We start from the raw sequence: 23,274 nt of genomic DNA, 5'->3' as shown, positions 1-23,274 counted from the left end.
GCCAGCGGCACGGCGCGCCCTGGCGCCGTGGGCGCTCGCGGCTGGGGCGGTGGCTGGCCTGCTCCTGCTCGCGACGGCGGCCCTGGGGCCGTCCGCCGCGTCGCCGGCTCTGCCTGCCGGAAGCGGTTGGCGTGCAGCGCTTCCGCCGTGGTCGCTCGGCCTCGAGGTGACGTCGGCGTTGACCACGTTGCTGCTCGACGCCGGCTACGTCGTCGGCGGCGCCGGTGTGGCGCTCGGCCTGTGGGCCTCCTACCGCGGCGAGCAGGTGCCCCGCCGTGCGCTGCAGATCGCCTGTGCCGCAGCGATCGTCGCCGCATTCGTGCCCCCGCTCGGCTCGGCAGACCACCTGAGCTACGCGGCCTACGGGCGGATCGCCGCCGGCGGTGGTGATCCCTACAGCGTGCCGCCCGTCGAGTGGGCCGGCGGACACGACCCGGTGACGAGCGCCGTCGAGCCGCCGTGGACCCGCACGCCCAGCGTCTACGGACCGGTCGCCACCGGCGTCCAGGCGCTCACGAGCCTGCTCGGTGGCGACAGCGTGCGCGCCACGGTGTGGTTCTGGCAGCTCGTGTGCCTGGCGGCCTGGCTCGCCGTCGGCTGGATGCTGTTGCGTTCTGCCGCAACGGTTGCCGGGCGGTCACGAGCCGCGTGGGTGTGGCTGCTCAACCCTGTGCTGCTCGGCCTGCTGCTGATCGGCGCGCACGTCGACGTCCTGGCCGCGGCCTTCGCGCTGGGCGCCATCGTGCTCGCCGGGCGCCGCCCCCTGGTCGCCGGCGTGCTGCTCGGCGCCGCCGTCGGCGTCAAGATCACCTTCGCGCTCGTCGGCCCGGCGGTGCTGTACGCGTTGTGGCGCAGCGGTCGTCGCACGGCGTGGCGTCCGGCCCTGCTTGGCCTGGCGGGTGCTGCGATCGTGCTCGTGCCGGCCCAGCTGTGGGCGGGTTCGAACCTGGTCGACCAGCTCGAGCGGGCCCGACGCTACGTCTCGCTGGCGAGCCCGTGGCGTCCCGTCGTGGAGCGCGTCACCGGCCCAATAGCCAACGACGTGGTGCGGCAGTGGGTGGTGACGCTCACGCCGTGGGTGCTCGGACTGTTCGTGGCCGTCATCGCCGTGGTGGTGCATCGCTGGTCGAGTGGCCCGGTGCGCACCACGGGCGCGGATACCGGCCGCGTCACCCAGGACGCCGCCACCGCTGCCGTGGTGCTGGGCGCGGCCTACGTGCTCGCCGCGCCCTACACGCTGCCGTGGTACGACGCGCTCGCGTGGGCGCCGCTGGCGCTCGTGGCCGTGCCGGTCGTCGACGCCGTGCTCGCCGTCCGGCTGGTGACCTACGCCGTCGCCTACGTGCCCGGCCGGGTGCTCGGCTCGTCGCCGCAGGTCGAGCGCCTCACGCTGGGCTACCGTCGCGAGGTGGCGCCGTGGGTCGGAGGCGGCTTGCTGCTCGCGCTCGTGGTGCTGGCGCTGTGGCCTCGGCCGGCGCGTCGTCGTCCTCGAGCGCCCGCAGGCTCGCCGCGATGACGAGCGGGATGGCCAGCGTGAAACCGACGGCCGGGATCGCCGTCCCGGAGTCGTTGACGGCGAAGCCGATGCCCAGCAGGAGCATGAGGCAGATCAGCCCGTGCCGCAGGGTGGGACTGCGGTCGTAGGCGCGCGCGAGTGCCCGCACGCCCCACGACGACGGGCGCATCAGCACCAGCGTCACGAACAGCGCCGCCACCGGCACGAGCAGCGAGAGCACGCTGCCGAAGAGGATCGAGAGGTTCTGCTCGCCCTTGCGGGCGATGACGTCCCACGCCCCACCGTCGATCACGGTCTGCACGAACCGGCCGAGGTGCGTGCGCTGCGCCGCCGGGCGCAGCCAGTCGACCACCGACACCGCCGTCAGCAGCAGCACCGTGCCGGCTGCGATGAGCAGCAGCTTGCGCCACGACAGCCGCACGCCCAGCACCAGCAGCGTCAGCACCGCGAACGCCGGCACCATGCCCAACGGGCCGCCGAAGTCGCTGCCCCAGGCGGGTGCGACGTCGAGCACCGTGGCCACGAGCCCGATCACCGCGACGGCGAGCCCGGCCAGCCCGCGGCGGCCGGCCCGCACCAGGCCGTCGGCCACGGCCACGGCCAGCAGCAGCGCGCCGGTGGCGAAGAGCGCGAACGCGACGTTCGAGAAGCCGTAGAAGCGCCCGGCCACCACGGGCTGCAGGCCCATCAGGCTCGAGGTCTGCAGCCGCGAGCCGGTCATGATGTCGGCCGCGAGCACGATGCTCGTCAGCGCGGCCACCGCGCCGAACGGCCCGAGCACCCAGCGTCGCCACGGGCCGAGCTGGGCTACGAGCGAGAGCACCACGACGTAGCCGGCGACGGCGAGGACGACGGCGAGCAGCGGGTGCGACGAGCGCCACCAGGGCACGGTGTTGGCCAGGTAGGTCGCCACGGGAACCGTCGCGAAGACGAGCGCGATGCGGCGCACGGTGCGCAACAGCGTCAGCCGGCGGCGGGACGCCCACGAGCGTCGCAGCACCAGCGCCGCCGCCCCGTAGAGCAGCAGCTGCGCGACGACCAGACCGTTGAAGAACGGCGCGACGAGCGACTGCACCTCCTGCGCCGCCTGCTCGAGGTCGGCCACCTTGCGCAGCCGAGCCTGGACGTCGGCGGGGGCCTTGCCCTCGGCGACCGAGAGGTTCTGCAGCGGCGAGCCCACCAGACCGGCCGGCCCGTCGACGTCCAGGAGCGACAGCAGCGTCGGGGTGATGTCGGTGGCTTGCACGAGCGCGACCTGCCGCGTCGAAGCCGTGCGCAGCCAGCCGGGTCCGTAGCCGGGGCCGGTCGCCGCGATGAGCTGCAGGTGCGGCGTCAGGCCGGCGTCGGCCAGCGAGGCCACGATCACCCGCGCGTTCGCCGGCGCGGCGGCGAGCACCTGGGCGACGACGTCGTCGACGGCGCGCAGCTGGGCGGCGCGGTCGCCCGGTGCGACGGCCACGCCCTGCTCGGCCGGCCCGTCGCCAGCGTCCGAGGGGTCGCGCACGGCGCCGGCGTCCACCACGGTGAGCGGGCAGTCGCCGTTCAGGGCCTCCGTCAGGCCGGACGTCGGCCAGTACCGCTGCACTGTGCCGTCCGGGCGGGCGAGGGCGATCGCGGCGCCGGGGCCGACGGCGGTGGCGCACAAGCCGGCGTCATCGAGCGCCGGTGCCACCACGCCGAGCTGGGCGTCGAACTTCTCGGCGGCGGCCGCGTCGACGTAGCGCTGCCAGTCGACGACGGTCGCCGACCCCCCGGGCACGGCGCCCCCTCGCACGCGGATCGGCCGGCAGGCGGGCACGGTGTCGCTGTCGGCCGGATCGACCGCGGAGTCGGCGGCGCGGCGTCCGGACGACACCGCCAGCCACCCGTCGACCGGGCACGCGGACCGCCGCACGCTGCGCACGGCGACATCGCCGATGGACCCCTGGCGCGGCAGCGACGCCAGCGCGGGAGTGGCGGTCGACACGTCGGCCCACTGCACGCCGCTCGTGCCGACGAGGATCACCGGGTCGGGGCCGACGGGCGCCGCCTGGGCCGAGGGCGCGAGCGCCACCGGCGCGGCCATGGCCGCCAGTGCGACGACGATACGAGTGATCACCCAGGTCAGCGGTCGGCGCGGCACCCGCACAGGCTACGGGCCTGGTCGGGGAGACTGGGCGGGTGAGTCGTGTGCGGACGGTGCAGATGGTGCTGGTGGTCGCCGTGCTGGCGATCGCCGCGATGCCGCTCGCCTGGCACTACCTCGTCGACTGGCCGGGCGACCAGTGGCAGGTCGACCTCGAGGTCTATCGCGAGGCGGCGCGCTCGGTGCTCTACGGGCGCCCGGTGTACGGCACGCTCACCGAGTCGCCGCAGCTGCTGCCGTTCACCTACCCGCCGTTCTCGGCGTTCGTCGCGCTGCCGCTGGCTGCGGTGCCGTTCCACGTGGCCGGCTGGCTGTGGACGGCCCTGCAGGTGGCGGCCACCTACGCCACGGTGCTCATCGCCTTCCGGCGGCTGCTGGTGCGCTTCGGGGCCTGGCGCTGGCTGGCCGGGGCCGTCGTCACGGCGCCGCTGCTGTACCTGCTCCCGGTCTCGGACGGTGTGCGCTTCGGCCAGGTCAACGCGTTCCTCGTGCTCGCGTGCCTGGTCGACGTCGCGGTGGTTCGGACGCCGGCCCGCCACTGGCTGGGGCAGCGCGGGCTGTGGGTGGGGCTGGCTACGGCGGTGAAGCTGACGCCTGGCGTGTTCTTCGTGCACTTCGCGGTGTGCCGGCGCTGGCGCGACCTGCGGACGGCGCTGCTCGCGGCCGCGGCGGCCACGGTGGGGGCCTTCCTCGTGCTGCCGTCGGCGTCGCTGGCGTTCTGGGGCGGCGCGCTCAGCGACCCGGCGCGGCTCGGGCCGAACCGCGGGACGTCCAACCAGTCCTTGCGGGGGGTGCTGCTGCGGCTCGGACCGGAGGGTGTCGCCGGGTCGGCGGTGTGGGTGCTGGCCGTCGTGGTGGTGGGCGTGGCGGGCTTCGCGGTGGCGCGCCGGGCCTACCGCGCGGGCGATCCCGTGGCCGAGGTGGCCGCCGTCGGGCTGATGGCGGTGCTGCTGTCGCCCGTGGCCTGGGTCCACCACTTCGCCTGGATGGTGGTCGTGGTGGGCGCGCTCGTCGGCTCGGGCGGCTCGCGCCGTCGGGTGGTGCTGGGGCTCGTGATGGCCACGTGGTTCTGGTGCCGCCTGCCGTGGTGGGGCATCACCTGGCTCGCGCAGGGGCGTCCGGGCGAGTGGTTCGGGCGGCTGCTGCAGAACGCGGACTGCCTGGGCGCCCTCGTGGCGCTCGGCATGCTGTGGTTGGTGACCGGTCGGGGCGCTGGCGAGCCGGACGGTGCGGGGCCGACGTCCGGCGAGCGTGCAGCCGTGGGTGCAGCCGAAGTGGGGTGATCACCCCAGAACCGCTGCATCCACGCCTGCACCGTCGCGCCTGCGGCACACTGAGCCGGTGTCCGAGCTGGCGGAGTTCGTGCTCGATCTCGACGACCTGGACGACGGCCAGCGAGCCGAGGTGGGTCGAGCTGTGCTTCGGGTGGTCGAGGCGTCGGCGTCCCGGTTCCAGGTCGACATCCCCGGCGGCCGGGACGACGTGCCGGAGCCCGCCGCCCGGGCGGCCGAGGTGCTCCGCCAGGCGGCGGGCAAGACGTCTAGGGACGACCGCGACTACGCCTTGTCAGGCTGGCTCGATGCCCGCGATGCGCACCTCTGGGACGCCCTGGTCACCTTCATGCCGTGGTCGTACGACGGTGACGTGTGGGACGGCGAAGGGCGACGCATCGCGAACCTGCACGACGGTGAGGTCTCCTTCGTGGCGGTCGCCATCGCGCAGGTGCCGGAGCTGACGGCGATCGTCGGGCCTGGTCGTCTGACCCCGTGGGCCGAGGTGCAGCTCGAACGGCGTGCTGCCGGACGGGCCTGGGCGCGCAGCCACTCCCTGTCCGCCCTCGGCTGGCTGGTCGTGGCGGCCGGGTTGCTGCTCGTACCGCTGCCTGGCCCGGGCGCGCCGATCGTGCTCGCCGGCGTCGTGATCCTGGTCGTCGGGGCGTTGGTGGGGCGCCTCAATCGCCAGGAACAGCCCGATCAACCTCAGCCGAGCGTGCCCGACGGGAGCTGTCCCGACTGCGGGCACACGTGGTGGGAGCACGCCGGCTCCGGCAACGACCGGAAGGGGATGTGCGGTGAGTGCGCCTACGAGTTCGAGCACCGCCAGCGCGACACCGACGCGCCCGGCTGCCGACGTCCGGTGCCTGGTGCATGAGCGCCGGCAACCTCATTCAGGTGGGGTCGCGTGCTTGCGTGGGTGCAGCGAAAGCGTCGTGATCGCAACCGGATCGCCGTACCCAGAGCCACACGCTCACGGTGCGTCCGCCCGTTCGGCCGCCGCTGGGACGACGCCAAGTGGCCTGGGGCGGAAGAGCAGGTCAGACGGGGAGGTCGACGCCGGCCACCTGGGCGATCGACAGGGCGGCCAGGATCAGGCACACGACCCCGCCGACCCGCTGCACCGTGGACAGCTTGACGTAGCGCAGCAGTGTCCGGCCGGCGGCGGCGCCCAGGCCCGACACCAGCAACAGCCCGAGCACCGCACCGACGAACACCGACACGGGGTCCTTCGTGCGCACCACGAGGCCGGCGGTCAGCAGCTGCGACAGGTCGCCCCACTCGGCCAGGAACAGCACCGTGAAGCTCGTCGCGACGGCGTGCCAGCCGCGCGCGGGGCCGGTCACCTTGGCGCCGAACTCCGCCTCGGTCTCGGCCTCCTCCTCGTCCGCGCGCTTGGCGCCCCGCAGCAGGACGATGCCGCCGATAAGGAACATCACGGCCGTGAACGCCACCACCGGCTGGTGCGGCAGCTTCGCGATGAGGCCACCCGCCGTCACCGCCACGACGGTCTGCACGATGAAGGCCGCGCCCACGCCGATCCACACCAGCAGCGGCCGGAACCTGGTGGCCAGCACCAGCGTCGCGACGAAGGTCTTGTCGGGGAGCTCGACCGGCACGATGAGGACCAGCGCGGTGAGCGCCACGGCGAAGTTCATGCGCCCAACCCTGCCAGGTCGGGGCGAATCGGCTCAGCCCAGGTGCGCCGTGGCAGCGGCCGACGCCCGGGCCAGCACCACCTTGAGCGGCAGGCCGAGCGCGGTCGCGGCTGCCGCCACGTCGTCGTGCTCGGGCTGGGCGTTCACCACCGCACCGTCGACCAGCGCGAGCTTGACGCGCACCGCCCGGCCGCCGACGTCCACGGTCTCCTCGCGGCGCTCCAGTGCGGTCTTGGTGACGGCCGTCGCGCGCAGGCCGATCGCGCTGGTCTGGGTGAACACGACGCGCTCCAGCCGATGCCGCACCACGGCCTCGTCGGCGCACAGCACGTGCAGCGTGTGCGCCGGACGCCCCTTCTTCATGAGGATCGGCGAGAGCCAGGCGTCAGAGGCACCGGCGTCGAGCAGTGCGGTGAGCACGTGCGGCCACAGGCGCGGGTCCAGGTCGTCGACGTTCGTCTCGAGCACCACGGCGGCCGAGCGCTCAGCTCCGGACGGCGCACCGCTGGCCGCCGCGCCGCCGCGCACGAGGCGCAGTGCACCCACGCGTCCCGGCAGCACGCGCGATCCCGCGCCCGCGCCCGAACCGTCGACGGTCATCGCCGGCATCGGCCCGTAGGCGTCGGCCAGGGTGGTGAGAAGCGCTGCGCCAGTAGGCGTGCAGAGCTCGACGTCCACCGGGCCGCCGTGCGCCGGTGCTCCGGACGCCTCGAGCAGCCGCACCACGGCCGGCCCGGGCACCGGGATCTCACCGTGCGCCGAGCGCGCCGTGCCACCGCCCAGCGCGATCGGCCCGACGACGACCCGTGCGGCCAGCCACGCGAAGCCCGCGCACACCCCCACGACGTCGCCGATCGCGTCGTGCGCGCCGACCTCGTGGAAGTGCACCGCGTCCGCAGACGTGCCGTGCACCGCGCCCTCGGCCTCGGCCAGCCGCGCGAAGGCCGCGTGCGCGAGCGCCCGCACCGGCTCGTCCAGGTCGGCGGCGTCGAGCAGCGCGCGGACGTCGGCCCAGGTGCGGTGCAGCACGTCTTCCTCGACCCCGCGGACGAAGGCGCGCCCGACGGCGAACCCGTGCCGCACCTCGCGGTCGAAGGTCACCTCCACCGGGGCGACGGCGCGCGCCGCACCGGCCATGACGTCGGCGGGAACGCCCAGGTCGTGCAGCGCGGCGAGCAGCATGTCGCCGCTCGCGCCGCTGGACGCGTCGACCCAGACGACGTCGCCGTCGCTCACGAGCCGGCCGGTCGAGCCCGCCGGGCGATGCGCGCGGCGTGCACCCCGGCGCCGTACCCGTTGTCGACGTTGACCACCGCGATGCCCGGCGCGCACGAGTTGAGCATCGAGAGCAGCGCCGCCTTGCCGTTCGCACCCGAGCCGTAGCCGATGGACGTCGGCACGGCCACCAGCGGGACGCCGGTCAGCCCGCCCACCACGCTCGCCAGCGCACCCTCCATGCCGGCCACCACGATGAGCGCGTCCGCCTCATCGAGCCGGTCACGCACGGCCAGCAGCCGGTGCAGGCCGGCGACGCCGACGTCATCCACGCGCTCAGCGCCGGCGCCATGCACCCGGGCGGTGATGAGCGCCTCGGACGCCACCGGCCCGTCGGACGTGCCGGCCGCGACGACGAGCACCCGGCCGGCCGGCTCGGGCAGCGGCCCGAGCACCGCGGTGCGAGCGACGTCGTCGACGTCGGCGTGCGGCAGCGCCTCGCGCACGGCGGCGCGGGCGGCGTCCTCGAGCCGCGTGGCGAGGATCGCGCGGTCGGGGTGGCTGGCCGCCAGCCGGGTCAGCGTGTCGACCACCTGCTCGGGCGTCTTGCCCTGGCCGAAGATCACCTCGGGGTCACCGGTGCGGCGGGCGCGGTCGACGTCCAGGCGCGCGTAGCCGACGTCGATGAAGCCGTTCGCGGCGGACTCGGCCGGGGACTCGCTCGAAGACTGGGACTCGCTCGAAGACACAGCCAGAGGGTACGGGGCAGTGGCGCGCCGCGTAGGCTCCGGGGCGTGCTGGACGCCACGCAGACCGACGCGGTCGCCCTGGGCGCTGCCGTCGTCGCCGTGCTGGCGCTCGTGGTCGCCGTCGGGGCGCAGCTGCGGCTGGGTCGGGTGCGCCGCGGCCTGCGCGTGCTGCGCGGGTCGTCCGGCGAGGGCGACGTGCTCGAGGTCGCCACCCGCCACGCGGCCGAGGTGTCGCTGCTGCGTGACCAGGTCGAGCGCCAGCAGGCCGAGCTCGACGCGATCCGCTCCGACGTCGCCGCCAGCCTGCGCCACGTGGCCGTGGTGCGGTTCGACGCCTTCGGCGACATGGGCGGCCGGCTGTCGTTCTCGGCCGCTCTGCTCGACGACGCCGGCGACGGCCTCGTGCTGACGTCGATCCACGGCCGCGGCGAGACCCGCACCTACGCCAAGGGGCTGGCCGGTGGTGGTAGCGAGCACGCGCTGTCGCCCGAGGAGCAGCAGGCCGTCCGCGCCGCATCGGCGGGGGAGGGTCAGCGATGAGCGCGCGCTACGGGTTCCTCGGCCCCGCCGGCACCTTCACCGAGGCCGCGCTGCGCCAGGTGCTGCCGGACGACGCCGACGCCGTCGCGATGCCCAGCGTCGACGCCGCGCTCGCCGCGGTGCGCTCCGGCGACCTCGACGCCGCCGTCGTGCCGATCGAGAACTCCGTCGAGGGCGGCGTCAGCGCCACCCTCGACGCCCTGGCCACTGGTGGCCCCCTGCGGGTGACCCGAGAGATGCTCGTGCCGATCACCTTCGTGCTCGCGGCCCGCCCGGGGACGGCGCTCGCCGACGTCCGCCGGGTCGCGTCGCACCCGCACGGCTGGGCTCAGTGCCGGGGGTGGGTGGGTGCGACGCTGCCCGAGGCGGTCTACGTGCCGGCGCTCTCGACCGCAGCCGCCGCCGAGGGCCTCGACGTCGCCCGTGACGACGCGCCGCAGTACGACGCCGCCCTGTGCGCACCCCTTGCGGCGGAGCGCTTCGGGCTCGAGGTGCTGGCCGAGGACGTCGGCGACAACGCTGCCGCGGTGACGCGCTTCGTGCTCGTGCAGCGGCCGGGTGAGGTGCCCGCACCGACCGGCGCCGACAAGACGACGCTCGTGGTCTACCAGGCCGACGACCACCCGGGCGGCCTGCTCGAGATGCTCGAGCAGTTCGCGACGCGCGGCATCAACCTCTCGCGCATCGAGTCGCGCCCGACCGGCGAGCTGCTGGGGCGGTACTGCTTCTCGATCGACTGCGAGGGCCACGTGGCCGACGCGCGGGTGGGCGAGGCGCTGATGGGCCTGCACCGCACGTGCCGCGAGGTGCGCTGGCTCGGCTCGTACCCGCGGGCCGACGCGCAGGCCGTGCAGGTGACCGCGGCCACCACCGACACCGCCTTCGGGCAGGCGAGTGAGTGGCTCAACCGCCTGCGCACCGGCGAGGCCTGATGCGCGGGCGGCGGCTCGTCGTCGCTGCCGGTGCCGTCGCGGTGGTCGCGGTCGTGCTCGTGGGCCGGCTGGTCGCCGTCCACCGTGAGACCTGGGACTGGCGGCTGACGCCCTCCGCGACTCCGGCCAAGCTGCACCACGACGGGCGCGACTACAAGCGCTCCGCCCCTCCGCCGAGCCGCCCCGAGGGCGTGCACGAGGTCGGCCGCACGGACGGCGGGGGCGTCGTGCTGTCGACCGCCACCGGCCCCGGCACCCCCACCGTGCTCTACGTGCAGGTGGGATCCGAGCTCACCGGCTACGCCCTTATGGGCGGCCCCTGAACCGCGGCCCCCACGGTGCAGGTGTGGATGCAGCCGATCCGGGGTGATCACCCCAGGTTCGCTGTACCCACGGATGCACCCATGCCCGTGCCCACGCCAGTCAGCCGAGGCCGGGCTCGCGCGGGTCGACCAGGTCGCTGAGCGGACGGCGCCCCGTGCGCCGGGTGTAGACCCGAGTCGCGAGCGCCACGAGGCCCCACCCGCTGGTGACCAGTCCGAGGGACGCCGCCGGCACGCCCAGCACCACGATGACCGCACCCGCGTCGTTGGCGACGCGCCCGACGGCGTCCTGCCCGAGCAGCGCCAGCACCGGCACCGCCGCGGACGTCGCGGTGCTGGCCAACCCGTGCCGCCAGGTCCGCTCCGCCGACGGCGACCGGTGCGGCCGCAGCACGCGTGCCAGCGAGTAGCACGACGGCGGGCCGAGCGTCAGGGCGAGCAGGACGGTCGATCCCGAGCGCCCGCTCCAGGCGAGCACCACCAGCCCCGGCAGCAGCGCGACGCAGAGCACCGCGAAGGCCCGCCGCGGTAGGTCCGCCACGCGCCACCCGAGGCGGGGGGCGAACGGCGTGACGAGCGGGTCGACGTCCACGGGTCTACGGGTCTACGGGTCTACGGGTCTACGGGTCTACGGGTCTACGGGTCTACAGGTCCGCGAGGATCCGGGCGCGCTGCGCTTCGTGCTCCTGCGCCGTGATCGCGCCGGTGCGCAGCAGCTCGTCGACCTCGGCCAGCCGCTCGGGCACCGGGCGCTGCGCCGTCGCGGGGGCCATGAGCTGCGAGCGGTGGAGCTGCCCCGCGAGCTGGATGTCGCCGGTGAGGGGGTCGAGCCCCTCCTCGCGGACGGCGCGCCCGCGCTTCACCAGGGCCACGACCATGATCACGAACACGGCGACGATGAAGAGCGTCACGAGCACGAAGATGACGCCGAACACCGCACCCATCGCACCGAATCCAGATGACACGCGGGACCCCCGAGCCTCAGCACGCCGGCGTCCGTCGCGGCGCGTCGTCCCGCATCCTGCCGCACCGCGACTCTGGCCGGACGCGAACACGCGGCTCTGCCGGGGACGAAGGTCCCTGGGCCGGGCGAGTGCCAGGCAGCAGGCTTCAGCACAACCTACGGTCCCGTAACCTCAGGAGCTCTCGTGCTGCCAGTCCTCGACGCCCCCACCGTCACCGCGACCCTCCCGCGCCTGATCCAAGGCGGTATGGGCATCGGCGTCTCGTCGTGGCGCCTGGCCCGTGAGGTCTCGTTGGCCGGCCAGCTCGGCGTCGTGTCGGGGACGGCGCTCGACACCGTGCTCGCGCGGCGGCTGCAGGACGGCGACCCCGGCGGCCACCTGCGCCGTGCGCTCGCCGCGTTCCCCGTGCCCGCGATGGCCGAGCGCGTGCTGCAGCGCTACTACCGCGAGGGCGGTCGGCGCCCGAGTCAGCCCTACCGGCCCAGCGCGCGCCTGACCCTGCGCCCCGGCCTGGCGTCCCTCGAGCTCGCGGTGGTCGCGAACTTCGCCGAGGTCTGGCTAGCCCGCGAGGGGCACGACGGCCTGGTCGGCGTGAACTTCCTCGAGAAGGTGCAGATGGCCACACCGGCTGCGGCGTACGGCGCGATGCTGGCCGGCGTCGACTACGTGCTCATGGGCGCGGGCATCCCCACGCAGATCCCGCGGCTGCTCGACGCGCTGGCCGGGCACGAGGTCGCGAGCCTCGACGTGCACGTGGACGGCGCGACGTCGAGCTACCGGACGACGCTCGACCCGGAGGTGCTCGGTACGAGCGCCCTCCCGTCACTGAAGCGCCCGACGTTCCTCGCCATCGTGTCGGCGCACGTGCTCGCCGCCTACCTGGCGCGCGACGACTCGACCCGGCCCGACGGCTTCGTCATCGAGGGCCCGCGCGCGGGTGGTCACAACGCGCCACCCCGCGGCCGGCTCGTGCTCGACGAGCACGGCCAGCCGGTCTACGGCCCGCGCGACGACGCCGACCTGGTGAAGGTCGCTGACGTGGGGCTGCCGTTCTGGTTGGCGGGTTCGTACGGCACCCCCGCGCGGGTGCAGGAGGCGCTGCGGGCGGGCGCGGCCGGCGTCCAGGTGGGCACGGTCTTCGCGCTCAGCGAGGAGTCCGGGCTGGCCGGCGACCTGCGCGGTGAGCTGCTGCACCGGCTCGGCCGCGACGACCTGGCGGTGCGCACCGACGCGTCCGTGTCACCCACCGGCTTCCCGTTCAAGGTCGCGCAGCTGCCTGGCACCCTCAGCGACGCCGAGGTCAGCGCCGCCCGGCCGCGCCTGTGCGACCTCGGGTACCTGCGCGTGCCCTTCGAGCGCGTCGACGGCAGCGTCGGCTACCGCTGCCCGGCCGAGCCGGTCGACGCCTACGTGCGCAAGGGGGGCGACGTCGCCGACACGGTCGGCCGGTCGTGCCTGTGCAACGCCCTCACCGCCGACATCGGCCTGGGGCAGCACCGCAAGGACGGGTACGCCGAGCAGCCCCTCGTCACCCTCGGCGAGGACCTCGACGGCGCCCGCGAGCTGCTCGCCACTCACCCGCGCGGCTGGACGGCGGCCACCGCCGTGGCCTACCTCCTGCCGTCCTGAACGCGCCCCCCTCGGCAAATTCCCCGGAACTTGTACGGCTGCGTCAGGCCAGGCGTACAAATTCCGGGGAATTTGCCGGGGGGGGGGAGGCAGAGGGGGAGGGAGGGGTCAGGCGGCGGTGCGGGAGTTGCGGGGGCGGAAGGCCAGGTAGGCGATGACCGCGCAGATGGCGCCGTTCAGCAGGCCGAACGTGACGTCGGTGGGGTGGTGCATGCCGCGGTAGAGGCGGGCGGTCGCGACGAGGAACGGCACGACGCCGAAGCCGATGATCGCCAGCACCTTGAGCCAGCGCCGGCGCAGCAGCGTGACGCACAGGATCACCAGCCCGATGTACAGCGCCGTGCCCGCGCCGGTGTGACCGGACGGGAAGCTGGACGTCGGCGGCGACTGGTCGAGCTTCGGGACGTCGGGCCGGGCCCGCGAGACCGCCAGCGTGGTGAACAGGAACACCAGCGCCTGGCAGGTGACGCCGATGATCAGCACCGCCGGCTCGCGGAGCCGCCGGCTCACCAGCCACACGATGAACGCGGCCGTGATCATCGTGATGATGATCGTGCCGGTGTTGGCCACGTGCGACATGACGTTCGTGGCGTCGTTCCAGAAGGGCGTGCGGCGGGCCAGGAACCAGCGGTTGACGCCGTCCTCGCCCGAGACGGCCTGCTTCAGCGGGTGAGCCAGCAGCAGCCCGACGCCGATGAGCACCACCAGCCAGACCACCACCGGCAACAGCACGTGCGTGCCGAGCCGCTTGACGAACTCGCCCAACGGCGGCAGCGAGCCGTCGTCGTCCTGGCTGCGCGCAGGTGCGCGGCGGCGGCGCGTGGCGCCGGGGTCGACCAGTCCGGTCATCGGGGCCTCCTCGGGGGCGTGGGGTCAGCCGACGCCCCCGCCTCGGCTGCGGCGGCCGCCGACGAGTCACCCTCGACCGCCTGCTCGGTGCCGCGCCGAGCACGTTCTCGCAGCACGGGCCCGAAGGCAACCCACGACGACACGACGACGAGGACGCCGACCAGCCAGCCGGCCACGACGTCGCTCGGGAAGTGCACGCCGAGCAGCACGCGGTCGAGCCCGGTGAGCACGACGAGCAGGCAACCGACGCCGAGCAGCAGCACTCGCAGGCCACGCTCGCCCGCCGGCCGCCACAGCAGCGCGACGAGCAGGCTCACCCCCAGCGCCGCGTTGAGCGCGTGCCCGGACGGGAAGCTGAAGCCGGTCGCCGTGACCACCGGGTCGTCGAGCGCGGGCCGCGCGCGCGACACGATGAGCTTGAGCGCCGCGCCGAGCAGGGTGCCGACGATCATCGTGCTGGCCGCCCACAGCGCCGCGGACCGCGCGCCCCGGCGCCAGAGCAGCAGCGCCGCCACGAGCACCGACACCCGGAACACCCACGGGTGCAGGACGACGGCCCCCACCTCTGCGGCCGTCCGCAGCCAGTGGTGGGTCAACGACCAGCCGGTGGTCACCCGCAGGATCCGCAGGTCGAGGCGCACCATCGGGTCGGCCGCGTCACGCACCAGCAGCGCGAGCAGCACCACGGGTACGGCGCTGGCCACCATCGCCGCGGCGCCGGCGAGCAGGCGCGGGCCGCGGTCGTCAGCGCGCGGGCTCATGCCGCCCGCCCCGAAGGCCCAGGGGGCAGGCGCAGCAGCAGCGCTCCCGGGTCGACGCGCGAGCGCAGCGCCCGCACCGTGCCGACCACGTCGCCGTCGAGCTGGGCCTCGGTGGGCCGGTCGACCCGAACGCTGATCTCGCGGCAGCGCAGGCGCTCGACCCGGGGGTGCCCGCGCCGGGTCAGCACCCGAGCGGCCACCGACGCCCAGCTGGCGAGTCCCTTGGGCGACAGCACGACGGCGTCCAGCCACCCGTCGTCCACGGTGGCGTCCGGCAGCAGCTGGATGCCGCCGGTGAGCGTGCCGCAGTTGCCGATCACGACGGTCTGGATGCGCCGGGTGGCGTCCGGTGCGCCGTCAGCCGACAGCCGCGCCTTGGCCCGCGGCGCGCGCAGGTTCTTGGCGCCCGACACCGCGTAGGCGAGCCAGCCGACCCGGTTCTTCAGCCGCTCGGGCGCGCCGCGCATCATGGCGGCGTCGAAGCCGAGACCGGCCATGACGAGGAAGACCTTCTCGTCGGGCCGCTCGTGCTCGCCGGAGGGGTCGAAGGCCACGAGCCCAACATCGATCGGCCGGTCCTCGCCCGTCAACGCGATGGCGAGGGCCGCGTCGAGGTCGTCGAGCGGCAGGTCGAGGTTGCGCGCCAGCAGGTTCCCGGTGCCGCCGGGCAGCAGCCCCAGCGGCACGCCGGTGTGCACGAGCGCCTCGGCCACGTCGCGCACCGTGCCGTCGCCGCCCAGCGAGCAGACCAGGTCGACGCCGGCGTCCAGGGCCTGCTGGGCCTGGCCCTTGCCCGGGTCGTCCTCGGTGGTCTCGAGGAACATCGGCTCGTCCCACCCGTGCTCGCGGAACCCCCGGGCCACCTGCTCGCGCACCGCGCCGACGTCGCTGAACTTGGTGGGGTTGATGATGACGGCCGCGCGCCGCTGGGCGCCGTCGCCTGACTCGGCTGAGCTCATCGTGGGCTGCTCCTCGATCTCCTGAACCCGCCGCCGGTACCGCACGAGCAGCGTCACCAGCACGGCGAACGCGACCAGCACGACCAGCGCCACGACGACCACGATGATCGGGTGCACGGTCATGGCTGCTCAACGTAGTGCCACGGCCGCCGATACGCTCGACCTCGTGATCGATCTGAAGGTCCTTCGGGACGACCCGGACGCCGCCCGAGCGAGCCAGCGCGCGCGGGGCGAGGACGTCGACCTGGTCGACGCCGTCCTCGCCGCTGACGAGTCCCGCCGGTCGACGCTCGCCGAGTTCGAGCGGGCCCGCGCCGAGCAGAAGGCGTACGGCAAGAAGGTCTCGGCCGCGCCGAAGGACGAGAAGGCCGCGCTGATCTCGCACGCCAAGACCCTCAGCGAGCAGGTCAAGGACCTCGAGGCCCAGGCCGGCGACGCCGCCGAACGCCTGCAGAGCCTGCTGCGCCGCGTGGGCAACCTCATCGAGCCGGGCGTCCCCTCGGGCGGCGAGGACGACTACGTCGTGCTGGACGAGGTCGGCACGCCGCGCGACTTCGCCGCCGAGGGCTTCGAGCCCCGCGACCACCTCGAGCTGGGCGAGCTGCTCGGCGCCATCGACACCGCCCGCGGCGCCAAGGTCAGCGGTGCGCGGTTCTACTACCTCACCGGCCAGGGCGCGCGCCTGGAGCTCGGGCTGCTCAACCTCGCCATGGCGCGCGCGATCGAGGCCGGCTTCTCGCCCATGGTCGTGCCCACGCTGGTCAAGCCAGAGGTCATGGCCGGGGCCGGGTTCCTCGACGCCCACGCCAGCGAGGTCTACCGGCTCGAGGCCGACGACCTCTACCTCACCGGCACCTCGGAGGTGGCGCTCGCGGGCTACCACGCCGACGAGATCGTCGACCTGTCGGACGGCCCGATCCGCTACGCCGGCTGGTCGACCTGCTACCGGCGCGAGGCGGGCTCGCACGGCAAGGACACGCGCGGCATCATCCGGGTGCACCAGTTCCAGAAGATCGAGATGTTCAGCTACTGCGCCGTCGAGGACGCCGCCGCCGAGCACCAGCGGCTGCTGGCCTTCGAGCGCAGCCTGCTCGACGCCGTCGAGCTGCCCTACCGCGTCATCGACGTCGCCGCGGGCGACCTCGGTGGGCCTGCGGCGCGCAAGTACGACTGCGAGGCGTGGGTGCCCACGCAGGGACGCCACCGCGAGATGACCTCGACGTCGAACTGCACCACCTACCAGGCCCGGCGGCTCGGCGTCCGTGAGCGCGACCCCGAGCGCGACGGCGCCACCCGCCACGTCGCGACGCTCAACGGCACCGCGGCCACGACCCGCTGGCTCGTCGCGATCCTCGAGAACCACCAGCAGGCCGACGGCTCGGTGGTCGTGCCCGAGGCGCTGCGCCCGTACGTCGGCCTGGAGGTCCTCGAGCCGGTCGCTCGCCGGTGAGCGACTGGACGCCGGCCCTCGTCGCGCTCGACGTCGACGGCACGATCCTCGACCACGACGGCGAGCTGAGCGACCGCGTGCGCTCGGCCGTGCAGGCGGTGGCGGCGTCCGGGCGGCACGTGGTGATCTCGACCGGACGCTCGCTCATCGCGACCACTCCGGTGCTCGACCGGCTCAGCCTCACCGACGGCTACGCCGTCACCAGCAACGGTGCGGTGACGCTGCGTCTCGACCCGTCGCTCGACGACGGCTACGAGCTCGCCGACGTCATGACGTTCGACCCGCGCGAGGCGCTGACGCTGCTGCGCGAGCACCTGCCCGAGGCGGTCTACGCCGTCGAGGACCTCGGCCTGGGCTTTCGGCTCACCGCGCCGTTCCCCGACGGCGAGCTGATCGGCACGATGAGCGTCGTGCCGTTCGACGAGCTGCTCGAGGGGCCGGCGACGCGCGTGGTGGTGCGCAGTCCCGAGCACACGCCCGAGCAGTTCCTCGAGATCATCGAGCGCATCGGCCTGCACGGCGGCAGCTACACCGTCGGCTGGACGGCCTGGCTCGACATCGCGCCCGACGGCGTGAGCAAGGCCCACGGGCTGCAGGTGGTGGCCGAGGCGCTGGGGCTGGCCGCGTCCGACGTCCTCGCAGTGGGTGACGGTCGAAACGACCTGGAGATGTTCGCCTGGGCCGGGCGCAGCGTGGCCATGGGCCAGGCGCCGCCGGAGGTGCAGGACGCGGCCGACGAGGTGTGCGCCGACGTCTACGCCGACGGGCTGGCCGACGTCCTGGAGCAGGTGCTCACCGAGGAGCTGCCGTGACCGACCGCGCGATCGACACCGACCTGGTCACCTGGGGACGCCGGGCCTGGGCCGCGCTCGAGGCGGTGCACGTGCCGTCGTACTTCTCGGCGGAGTCGCGCGAGGAGCTCAAGGCCCTCGGCCTGCGCCCCTCGCTGGCGTACTTCCCGGTGCGGGCGGCGGCGATGGGCGCGGTGCCGGCCCAGGTCGTCGAGGCCACCTTCTACGTCTTCGCGCCCGCCCTCGTGCGCCACGTCGTGCCCGCGTGCTGGTCGGTCGCCTCACCCGAGGCCGTGCTGACGGCGCGTCACCGCGGCGTCGAGCGCACGCTGCACCGGATGCTCGACCCGGTCGTGGCGGAGGCACCACAGTCCCTCGACGAGGCCGTCGCCCTGGCCCGCGAGGCGTGCGTCGGCCTGAGCGCCGCGGGTCACCCGCTGTACGCCGGGCACGCCGCACTGCCCTGGCCCGACGACCCGTTCGGGCAGCTGTGGCTCGCCGCGACGCTACTGCGCGAGCACCGCGGCGACGGCCACGTGGCGGCGTTGGTGACGCACGACCTCGGCCCCATCGAGGCCATGGTGACGTCGCTGCTCGCCGGCTCGGCCGTCTCGGAGCACTTCCTGCGTCGCTCGCGTGGCTGGACGGACGACGAGTGGCTGGCGGCCACGCGGCGACTGCTCGACCGCGGTCTGGTCACCGACGTCGGCGGCTCGCTCTCGCTGACCCCGGCCGGCGTCGCGCTGCGCCAGGCCGTCGAGGCGGCCACCGACGCCGGCGTCCTGGGCGCCTGGGAGCACCTCGGTCTCGAGCGCACCCGCCGGCTCGCGGAGCTGGTGCTGCCGCTGCGCCGGGCAGTGGAGGCGTCCGGCGTGCTCGACGTCACCCGCTCCACCGCGTGACCCGACTCCAGGCGGGGCCCTCGGATGCCGACACCACGAGCATGTCCCGAGCTCGTCACGCCGCGGTCGGCGCGCTGCTGCTGGCCGTGGCGGCGTACGTGGTGCTGCCGCTCGGCGAGGGCGTGCGCGGCTGGGCGTACGAGGCCATCGGTGTGACGGCCGTGGCGCTCGGCGGGTGGGGCGTTCGCCAACAGCGGCTGCCGCGGCGCCGGGGCTGGCTGCTCGTGCTGTCCGGTTTCGCGTTGTGGGTCGTGGGCGACCTGGTCTGGGACGTCGAGCAGCTGGTGCTGCACCTCGACCTGCTGCCCGCACCGTCCGACGCGGTGTACATCGCCGGGTACGTGCTCCTCGGGGCCGGCGTGCTGGTGCTGGCGCGGGCCCGGCGGGAGTCCGGTCACCGGATGGCCCTGCTCGACGCCGCGATCGTCACCGTGGGCGTCGCCGTGCCCACGGCCGTGTTCCTCATCGTGCCGGCGGCGTCCGACTCGACCCTGACGCTCGCGGGTCAGGTGACGACCTCGGCGTACCCCCTCGGTGATCTGTTCGTGCTCGCGGTGCTCGCACGGCTCGCCCTGACGCCTGGGGCCTCGACCCCGGCCTTCCGCTGGCTGGTCGCGGGTCTGCTGAGCACGCTCGTCGCGGACATCGCGTACCAGGTCGGCACCATCACGGGCCGGTTCGACGACTCGGTGTGGATGGACCTGGGGTGGCTCCTCGGGTACGTCGCCATCGGCGCCGCGGCCCTGCATCCCTCGATGCGGACCCTCGCCGAGCCTCCCCCTGACCGCGCGGGCGCTCCCTCGTCACGACAGCTCGCCGTGCTCACCGCGGCGTCGGTGCTGCCCGGGGTCACGCTCCTCATCGAGGGCTTCACGGGGCGCACGATCGCGTGGGGCGTCATCGGGGCCGGCATCGTCGTGCTCGCCGGACTCGTGCTGGCCCGCATGGGCACGCTGCTCGACCAGGTGCAGGTGCAGGCGGTGCAGCTCGCCGCGCTGGCCCGCGTCGACTCGCTCACCGGTGCGCCCAACCGCCGTACGTGGGACCACGAGCTGTCACGGGCGTGCGCGCAGGCGCTCGACCGGGCCGAACCGCTCGCGCTCGCGATCATCGACCTCGACCACTTCAAGCGGTACAACGACGCCCACGGCCACCAGGAGGGCGACCGGCTCCTGCGCGGGGCCGTGGCCGCGTGGAGCGCCGAGCTCGGCGAACGGCAGATGCTCGCGCGCTACGGCGGGGAGGAGTTCGCCGTCCTGCTGCCCGGTCACGACCTGGTGAGCGGCCGTGAGCTCGTCGACGCGTTGCGCCGGCTGACCCCGGGCGGCCAGACGTTCTCGGCCGGGGTGGCGGCGTGGGAGCCGGGCACCGAGCCGGCGTCCGCGGTGGCAGCGGCCGACGCGGCGCTGTACCGCGCGAAGCGCTCGGGGCGCGACCGGGTCGAGGTGGCCGACCGTCCCACCGCCGACATCGCGACGGCGGTGATGCGCGGCATGCGGATCGTCGTCCAACCCATCCGGGACGCCGCCACCGGTCGGGTCGTGGGTCACGAGGCGCTGACCCGGTTCGCTGAGCCGGGCGACGTCCGTGAGCGCTTCGCGGAGGCGCACGCGCTCGGCTTCGGTGACCTGCTCGAGGCGCACGCGATCCGCTCGGCCGTCGCGCTGCCGCAGCGGCCGGTCGACCAGCTGCTGTTCGTGAACGTCAGCACGGACGCCTTGACGTCCGAGCGCTTCTGGGACGCCCTGCCCGAGCGGCTCGACGGCGTGGTCGTCGAGCTGGTCGAGGACGCCCGGGCCGTCGACTGGAGCGCGCACAGCGGGCACCTCGACCGGCTGCGCGCCCGCGGCGCCCGACTCGCCGTCGACGACCTGGGGGCCGGTGCGGGCGAGCTCGCGCGGCTGCTCGTGGTGCGGCCCGACGTCGTCAAGCTCGACCGGCACGTCACCCGCGGCTGCGCTGACGACGACCTGCGCGCCGACCTCATCGCCATGATCGTCGGGCTCGCCGACGCCAGCGGCGCCCAGGTCTGCGCCGAGGGAGTCGAGGCGCCCGCAGACCTCGAGCGCCTGCAGGCGGTGGGCGTGCAGCTGGCGCAGGGCTTCCTGCTCGGTCACCCTGAGCCCACCTGGGCGGCCCCCCAACCCGACCCGGCGCCGTCCCGTTGATCACGTTCAGTGGGTGACACTCCGCTTGCCGAGGGTTGCAGCCCTCGACAAGCGGGCGGAACCCTCGACAGGTGCCGCAGCTGAGCCGGCCGCCTACGGCGCCGGGACCTCGCGCGACAGCTCGAACCACACGACCTTGCCGGCGATGTCGTCGGCCACACCCCACCGAGTCGCCAGCAGGTCGAGGATGTCGAGCCCGCGGCCGTCCAGGGCGTCGTCCTGCCGCTCGATGCGCTTCGGGTGCCGCGAGTTGTCGTCGCCGACCTCGATGCGCACGGCGTCCGGCCGGATCAGCAGCCGCAGCCGCGCCTCGCTGCGCCCGTGGATGAACGCGTTGGTCACGGTCTCGCTCGTCAGCAGCACCAGGGTGTCGCAGAGGTCGTGGTCGACCTCGGCGGCCTGGCAGTGCTGGCGCACGAAGGCGCGTGCCCGACGGACGCCGGACACGTCCAGTGGCAGCACCATCGACACGTCCGGACGACGCCGCACCGCAGGCATCGGCACGTCGTCCCGGGCGACGTCCGTCGTGCTCGGGTGGGCCGCGCCGCCCGTGGCCGTCACGCCGGGCCGCACCGCGCGCACGGCCAGGATCGCGATGTCGTCGTCGACGTCACTGGGCAGCTCGGTGAGCAGCGTGTCGCACAGGACGTCGAGGGGCAGCGCAGCCAGCGAGGTCACCCTGCGCCGCAGCCACTCCAGTCCCTGCGACAGCGACTCACCCCGCCGCTCGACCAGGCCGTCGGTGAACAGCAGCACCGTCGTGCCGGGCGGCAACGCCAGCTCGTGGTCGTGGCGGGCGGTGACCGGCAGGACGCCGAGCAGCAGGTCGGCCTCGCGGTCGAGCACCTCCACCGCGCCGTCCGGGCGGATCACGACGGGCGGGAGGTGACCCGCGCTCGACCAGGTGAACGCGGCGGGTCGCGCCGCCGTCCGGACCCGCGCCAGCACCGCGGTGACCAGCGCGTCGATGCGCAGGTCGCGCATGGCGTGGTCGAGCCCGCTGAGCACCTGCGCCGGTGAGGCGTCGAGGCTGTGGGCCACCCCGCGCAGCACCCCCCGCACCTGCGCCATGGCGGCCGTGGCCTGCCGGTCGTGGCCCGCGACGTCGCCCACCACCAGCAGCGTGTCGCCGCCCGGCACCTGGAAGGCGTCGTACCAGTCGCCGCCGACGTACGCCTCGCGCGCCGCCGGCAGGTAGCGGGTGACGACCTGCATGTCGTCCGGCTGCGCCGGCTCGGTGAGCAGGCTGCGCTGCAACGACTCCGACAGCAGTCGCGACGACACCATGGCCTCGCGCTCGGCCTGTCGCACCCGGATGCGCAGCAGCGCCTGCGCGCACTGAGCAGCGAACGCCGCGAGCAGCGCCTTCTCGTCGTCGGTGAACGTGCGCGCCTCGACCCAGCTCACGGTCAGCGAGCCGAGGTGCTCACCCTCGGCGAGCAGCGGCAGCGACGCCCACGCCTCGCGACCCGAGGTCGTGTAGACGAGGTCCATCTCCGGGCCCCACGCCAGGCCCTCCTCGCGCGTGCCGAGGAAGATCGGCTCTGGCACGATCGCCGCGACCACCGACGGCAGGTGCGTCGAGTACGGCATCTCCTGGCGCAACCGCTGACCCTCGCGCCAGGTGTCGGTGATGGTCAGACGCACGACCTGCTCGTCGTCGTCGCGGACGGCGACCCCGCCGCCGTCGCAGCCCATGGCGGCCACGCCCCGCACCACGACCAGGTCGGTGAGCTCCTCGACCGAGTCGGCGGCCGCGAGCTCGAGCGCCACGAACGCCAACCCCTGCAGGCGGCGTCCGGCCTGCCGCTCGGCGGCGGCCAGGGCGCTGCGCTCGCGGGCGCTGGCGTCGAGGTCGTACTCCAGGCGCTCGGTCCGGGCGAGCAGCTCGTCCTCGCGCTGCTGCTGACGGCGCTGCCGCTCGCGGGCCTGCACGAGGTGCGTGACGTCGTCCACGGAGTTGAGGACGACGCGCGGGCGGCCCGCGGCGTCCGGCACCGGCGTGTTGCGCACCCGCCACCAGCGCTCCTCGTAGCGGCCGTTGCCGGGAGTCTGCTCGATGTCGTACCGGATGCGGTCGATCTCGTCGGGTGCACCGGTGGTGAGGGCGCGGCGAGCGGAGTCCTCGAGGGCGCGCCGCGCGCTGGCGGCCTCGGGGTGACCCGGCCGGTCGGGAAAGCTCGCGAGCATGGGCCGGCCGATCACCTGCTCGCGCGTGCGTCCGGTCAGGCTCAGGAACGCGGCACTCGCTTCGGTGACCTCGAGGTGCTCGTCGAGCAGCACGCAGGCGGTCGGCAGCGCGTTGAGGAAGGCGCGGTAGTCCACCTCGGCCGTCCTCTCGGTCACCGCACTCCCCCCGGCTCAGGCGCCGGCCCCGATACCGGCCCCCAGAGTGTCGCGCAATCCGGGCACAACGGGTAGTCACCCGGACGCCCACCGTGCCCTGCCGTCGTGTGGCGCGGTGGCAC

The 23,274-nt window shown here is 74.5% G+C and carries 20 protein-coding genes and 1 pseudogene; 11 read left to right on the top strand and 10 right to left on the bottom strand.

Translation table 11 applies throughout. The features are described from left to right. Window positions 1-49: 49 nt before the first annotated feature. A pseudogene (gene mptB / locus ASD06_RS18995) lies at window positions 50-1,123 on the top strand (polyprenol phosphomannose-dependent alpha 1,6 mannosyltransferase MptB); the annotation flags it as partial. A gap of 262 nt (window positions 1,124-1,385) precedes the next feature. On the opposite strand, the gene ASD06_RS20065 reads toward mptB, so the two are convergent. Continuing rightward, window positions 1,386-3,614, bottom strand: a complete 2,229-nt coding sequence (locus ASD06_RS20065) for a hypothetical protein (RefSeq protein ID WP_369853771.1) — start codon at window positions 3,612-3,614, stop codon at window positions 1,386-1,388. Between the two features lie 62 nt (window positions 3,615-3,676). Between ASD06_RS20065 and ASD06_RS16310 the strand changes: the two genes are divergently transcribed. Together ASD06_RS16310 and ASD06_RS16305 are read left to right on the top strand one after the other, a co-directional pair. Beyond that, a complete protein-coding gene (locus ASD06_RS16310) occupies window positions 3,677-4,924 on the top strand; it encodes a glycosyltransferase 87 family protein (protein WP_157371761.1) in 1,248 nt (415 codons plus the stop codon). Between the two features lie 58 nt (window positions 4,925-4,982). Then, a complete protein-coding gene (locus tag ASD06_RS16305; protein WP_056680083.1) occupies window positions 4,983-5,792 on the top strand; it encodes a PGPGW domain-containing protein in 810 nt (269 codons plus the stop codon). Window positions 5,793-5,955: 163 nt separating this feature from the next. Here the strand turns inward: ASD06_RS16305 and ASD06_RS16300 are convergent, their stop codons facing one another. The 3 genes from ASD06_RS16300 to larB are packed head-to-tail and all read right to left on the bottom strand — an operon-like array spanning window position 5,956 to window position 8,474. Next, the gene (locus ASD06_RS16300; protein ID WP_056680081.1) at window positions 5,956-6,573 is read right to left on the bottom strand and encodes a TMEM165/GDT1 family protein; all 618 of its coding nucleotides are present in this window, start codon (window positions 6,571-6,573) and stop codon (window positions 5,956-5,958) included. Between the two features lie 33 nt (window positions 6,574-6,606). Next, window positions 6,607-7,809: a nickel pincer cofactor biosynthesis protein LarC gene (larC, locus tag ASD06_RS16295; protein ID WP_200942262.1), complete on the bottom strand. Its 1,203-nt coding sequence runs from the start codon at window positions 7,807-7,809 to the stop codon at window positions 6,607-6,609. Continuing rightward, window positions 7,806-8,474 (bottom strand): nickel pincer cofactor biosynthesis protein LarB, encoded by a 669-nt coding sequence (larB, locus tag ASD06_RS16290; RefSeq protein WP_056681138.1) that lies wholly within the window; start codon window positions 8,472-8,474, stop codon window positions 7,806-7,808. The genes larC and larB overlap by 4 nt, the downstream gene beginning before the upstream one ends. Window positions 8,475-8,582: 108 nt before the next feature. Between larB and ASD06_RS16285 the strand changes: the two genes are divergently transcribed. Genes ASD06_RS16285 through ASD06_RS16275 form a run of 3 tightly spaced genes read left to right on the top strand, consistent with a single transcriptional unit; the run spans window position 8,583 to window position 10,332 of the window. Then, a complete protein-coding gene (locus ASD06_RS16285) occupies window positions 8,583-9,077 on the top strand; it encodes a DUF4446 family protein (RefSeq protein WP_200942261.1) in 495 nt (164 codons plus the stop codon). Further along, on the top strand, window positions 9,074-10,009 hold the full coding sequence (pheA, locus tag ASD06_RS16280) for a prephenate dehydratase (RefSeq protein ID WP_056680079.1): 936 nt from the start codon (window positions 9,074-9,076) through the stop codon (window positions 10,007-10,009). The genes ASD06_RS16285 and pheA overlap by 4 nt, the downstream gene beginning before the upstream one ends. Continuing rightward, entirely contained in the window at window positions 10,009-10,332 is a 324-nt protein-coding gene (locus tag ASD06_RS16275; protein ID WP_056680077.1) for a hypothetical protein, read from the top strand. The genes pheA and ASD06_RS16275 overlap by 1 nt, the downstream gene beginning before the upstream one ends. Window positions 10,333-10,432: 100 nt before the next feature. On the opposite strand, the gene ASD06_RS16270 is transcribed toward ASD06_RS16275, so the two are convergent. Together ASD06_RS16270 and ASD06_RS16265 are read right to left on the bottom strand one after the other, a co-directional pair. Beyond that, window positions 10,433-10,924, bottom strand: a complete 492-nt coding sequence (locus ASD06_RS16270; protein WP_056680075.1) for a hypothetical protein — start codon at window positions 10,922-10,924, stop codon at window positions 10,433-10,435. Window positions 10,925-10,976: 52 nt separating this feature from the next. After that, a complete protein-coding gene (locus tag ASD06_RS16265; RefSeq protein WP_157371760.1) occupies window positions 10,977-11,297 on the bottom strand; it encodes an SHOCT domain-containing protein in 321 nt (106 codons plus the stop codon). A 246-nt stretch (window positions 11,298-11,543) separates the two neighbouring features. Here ASD06_RS16265 and ASD06_RS16260 point away from each other — a divergent pair, with 246 nt between their 5' ends. Continuing rightward, a complete protein-coding gene (locus ASD06_RS16260; protein ID WP_056681132.1) occupies window positions 11,544-12,926 on the top strand; it encodes a nitronate monooxygenase in 1,383 nt (460 codons plus the stop codon). A 108-nt stretch (window positions 12,927-13,034) separates the two neighbouring features. Here ASD06_RS16260 and ASD06_RS16255 read toward each other — a convergent pair whose 3' ends face one another. From ASD06_RS16255 to ASD06_RS16245, 3 genes are read right to left on the bottom strand one after another with little or no spacing between them, the layout of a single operon-like run. Beyond that, window positions 13,035-13,775: a phosphatase PAP2 family protein gene (locus ASD06_RS16255; protein ID WP_056680070.1), complete on the bottom strand. Its 741-nt coding sequence runs from the start codon at window positions 13,773-13,775 to the stop codon at window positions 13,035-13,037. Beyond that, complete coding sequence (locus tag ASD06_RS16250; RefSeq protein WP_056680068.1) at window positions 13,772-14,536, bottom strand: phosphatase PAP2 family protein; 765 nt, start codon at window positions 14,534-14,536, stop codon at window positions 13,772-13,774. The genes ASD06_RS16255 and ASD06_RS16250 overlap by 4 nt, the downstream gene beginning before the upstream one ends. After that, window positions 14,533-15,618, bottom strand: a complete 1,086-nt coding sequence (locus tag ASD06_RS16245; protein ID WP_082538139.1) for a diacylglycerol kinase family protein — start codon at window positions 15,616-15,618, stop codon at window positions 14,533-14,535. Before ASD06_RS16245 ends, ASD06_RS16250 begins: the two co-directional genes overlap by 4 nt. Window positions 15,619-15,661: 43 nt before the next feature. Between ASD06_RS16245 and serS the strand changes: the two genes are divergently transcribed. Genes serS through ASD06_RS16225 form a run of 4 tightly spaced genes read left to right on the top strand, consistent with a single transcriptional unit; the run spans window position 15,662 to window position 20,806 of the window. Next, window positions 15,662-16,945 carry a serine--tRNA ligase gene (serS, locus tag ASD06_RS16240; RefSeq protein WP_056681125.1) on the top strand — a complete coding sequence of 428 codons (1,284 nt, stop codon included), beginning with the start codon at window positions 15,662-15,664 and terminating at the stop codon, window positions 16,943-16,945. Continuing rightward, on the top strand, window positions 16,942-17,757 hold the full coding sequence (locus tag ASD06_RS16235) for an HAD family hydrolase (RefSeq protein WP_056680065.1): 816 nt from the start codon (window positions 16,942-16,944) through the stop codon (window positions 17,755-17,757). Before serS ends, ASD06_RS16235 begins: the two co-directional genes overlap by 4 nt. After that, on the top strand, window positions 17,754-18,638 hold the full coding sequence (locus tag ASD06_RS16230; RefSeq protein ID WP_056680062.1) for a hypothetical protein: 885 nt from the start codon (window positions 17,754-17,756) through the stop codon (window positions 18,636-18,638). Before ASD06_RS16235 ends, ASD06_RS16230 begins: the two co-directional genes overlap by 4 nt. Before the next feature lie 41 nt (window positions 18,639-18,679). Continuing rightward, window positions 18,680-20,806, top strand: coding sequence for a bifunctional diguanylate cyclase/phosphodiesterase (locus ASD06_RS16225; RefSeq protein WP_056680059.1), 2,127 nt, complete (start codon window positions 18,680-18,682; stop codon window positions 20,804-20,806). A gap of 93 nt (window positions 20,807-20,899) precedes the next feature. Here the strand turns inward: ASD06_RS16225 and ASD06_RS16220 are convergent, their stop codons facing one another. Next, window positions 20,900-23,152 (bottom strand): SpoIIE family protein phosphatase, encoded by a 2,253-nt coding sequence (locus tag ASD06_RS16220; protein WP_082538138.1) that lies wholly within the window; start codon window positions 23,150-23,152, stop codon window positions 20,900-20,902. Window positions 23,153-23,274: the final 122 nt, after the last annotated feature.

Origin of the sequence: Angustibacter sp. Root456, from assembly GCF_001426435.1 — a bacterium.
Classification (GTDB): Bacteria; Actinomycetota; Actinomycetes; order Actinomycetales; family Angustibacteraceae; genus Angustibacter.
This window is presented reverse-complemented; position numbering and strand designations above follow the sequence as displayed.

Bases quoted from the DNA above. Each gene is read 5' to 3' on its own strand.
- ASD06_RS16300 (WP_056680081.1), bottom strand. From the start codon at position 6,573: ATGAACTTCGCCGTGGCGCTCACCGCGCTGGTCCTCATCGTGCCGGTC.
- pheA (WP_056680079.1), top strand. From the start codon at position 9,074: ATGAGCGCGCGCTACGGGTTCCTCGGCCCCGCCGGCACCTTCACCGAG.
- ASD06_RS16275 (WP_056680077.1), top strand. From the start codon at position 10,009: ATGCGCGGGCGGCGGCTCGTCGTCGCTGCCGGTGCCGTCGCGGTGGTC.
- ASD06_RS16260 (WP_056681132.1), top strand. From the start codon at position 11,544: ATGGGCATCGGCGTCTCGTCGTGGCGCCTGGCCCGTGAGGTCTCGTTG.
- ASD06_RS16255 (WP_056680070.1), bottom strand. From the start codon at position 13,775: ATGACCGGACTGGTCGACCCCGGCGCCACGCGCCGCCGCCGCGCACCT.
- ASD06_RS16250 (WP_056680068.1), bottom strand. From the start codon at position 14,536: ATGAGCCCGCGCGCTGACGACCGCGGCCCGCGCCTGCTCGCCGGCGCC.
- ASD06_RS16245 (WP_082538139.1), bottom strand. From the start codon at position 15,618: ATGACCGTGCACCCGATCATCGTGGTCGTCGTGGCGCTGGTCGTGCTG.
- ASD06_RS16225 (WP_056680059.1), top strand. From the start codon at position 18,680: ATGTCCCGAGCTCGTCACGCCGCGGTCGGCGCGCTGCTGCTGGCCGTG.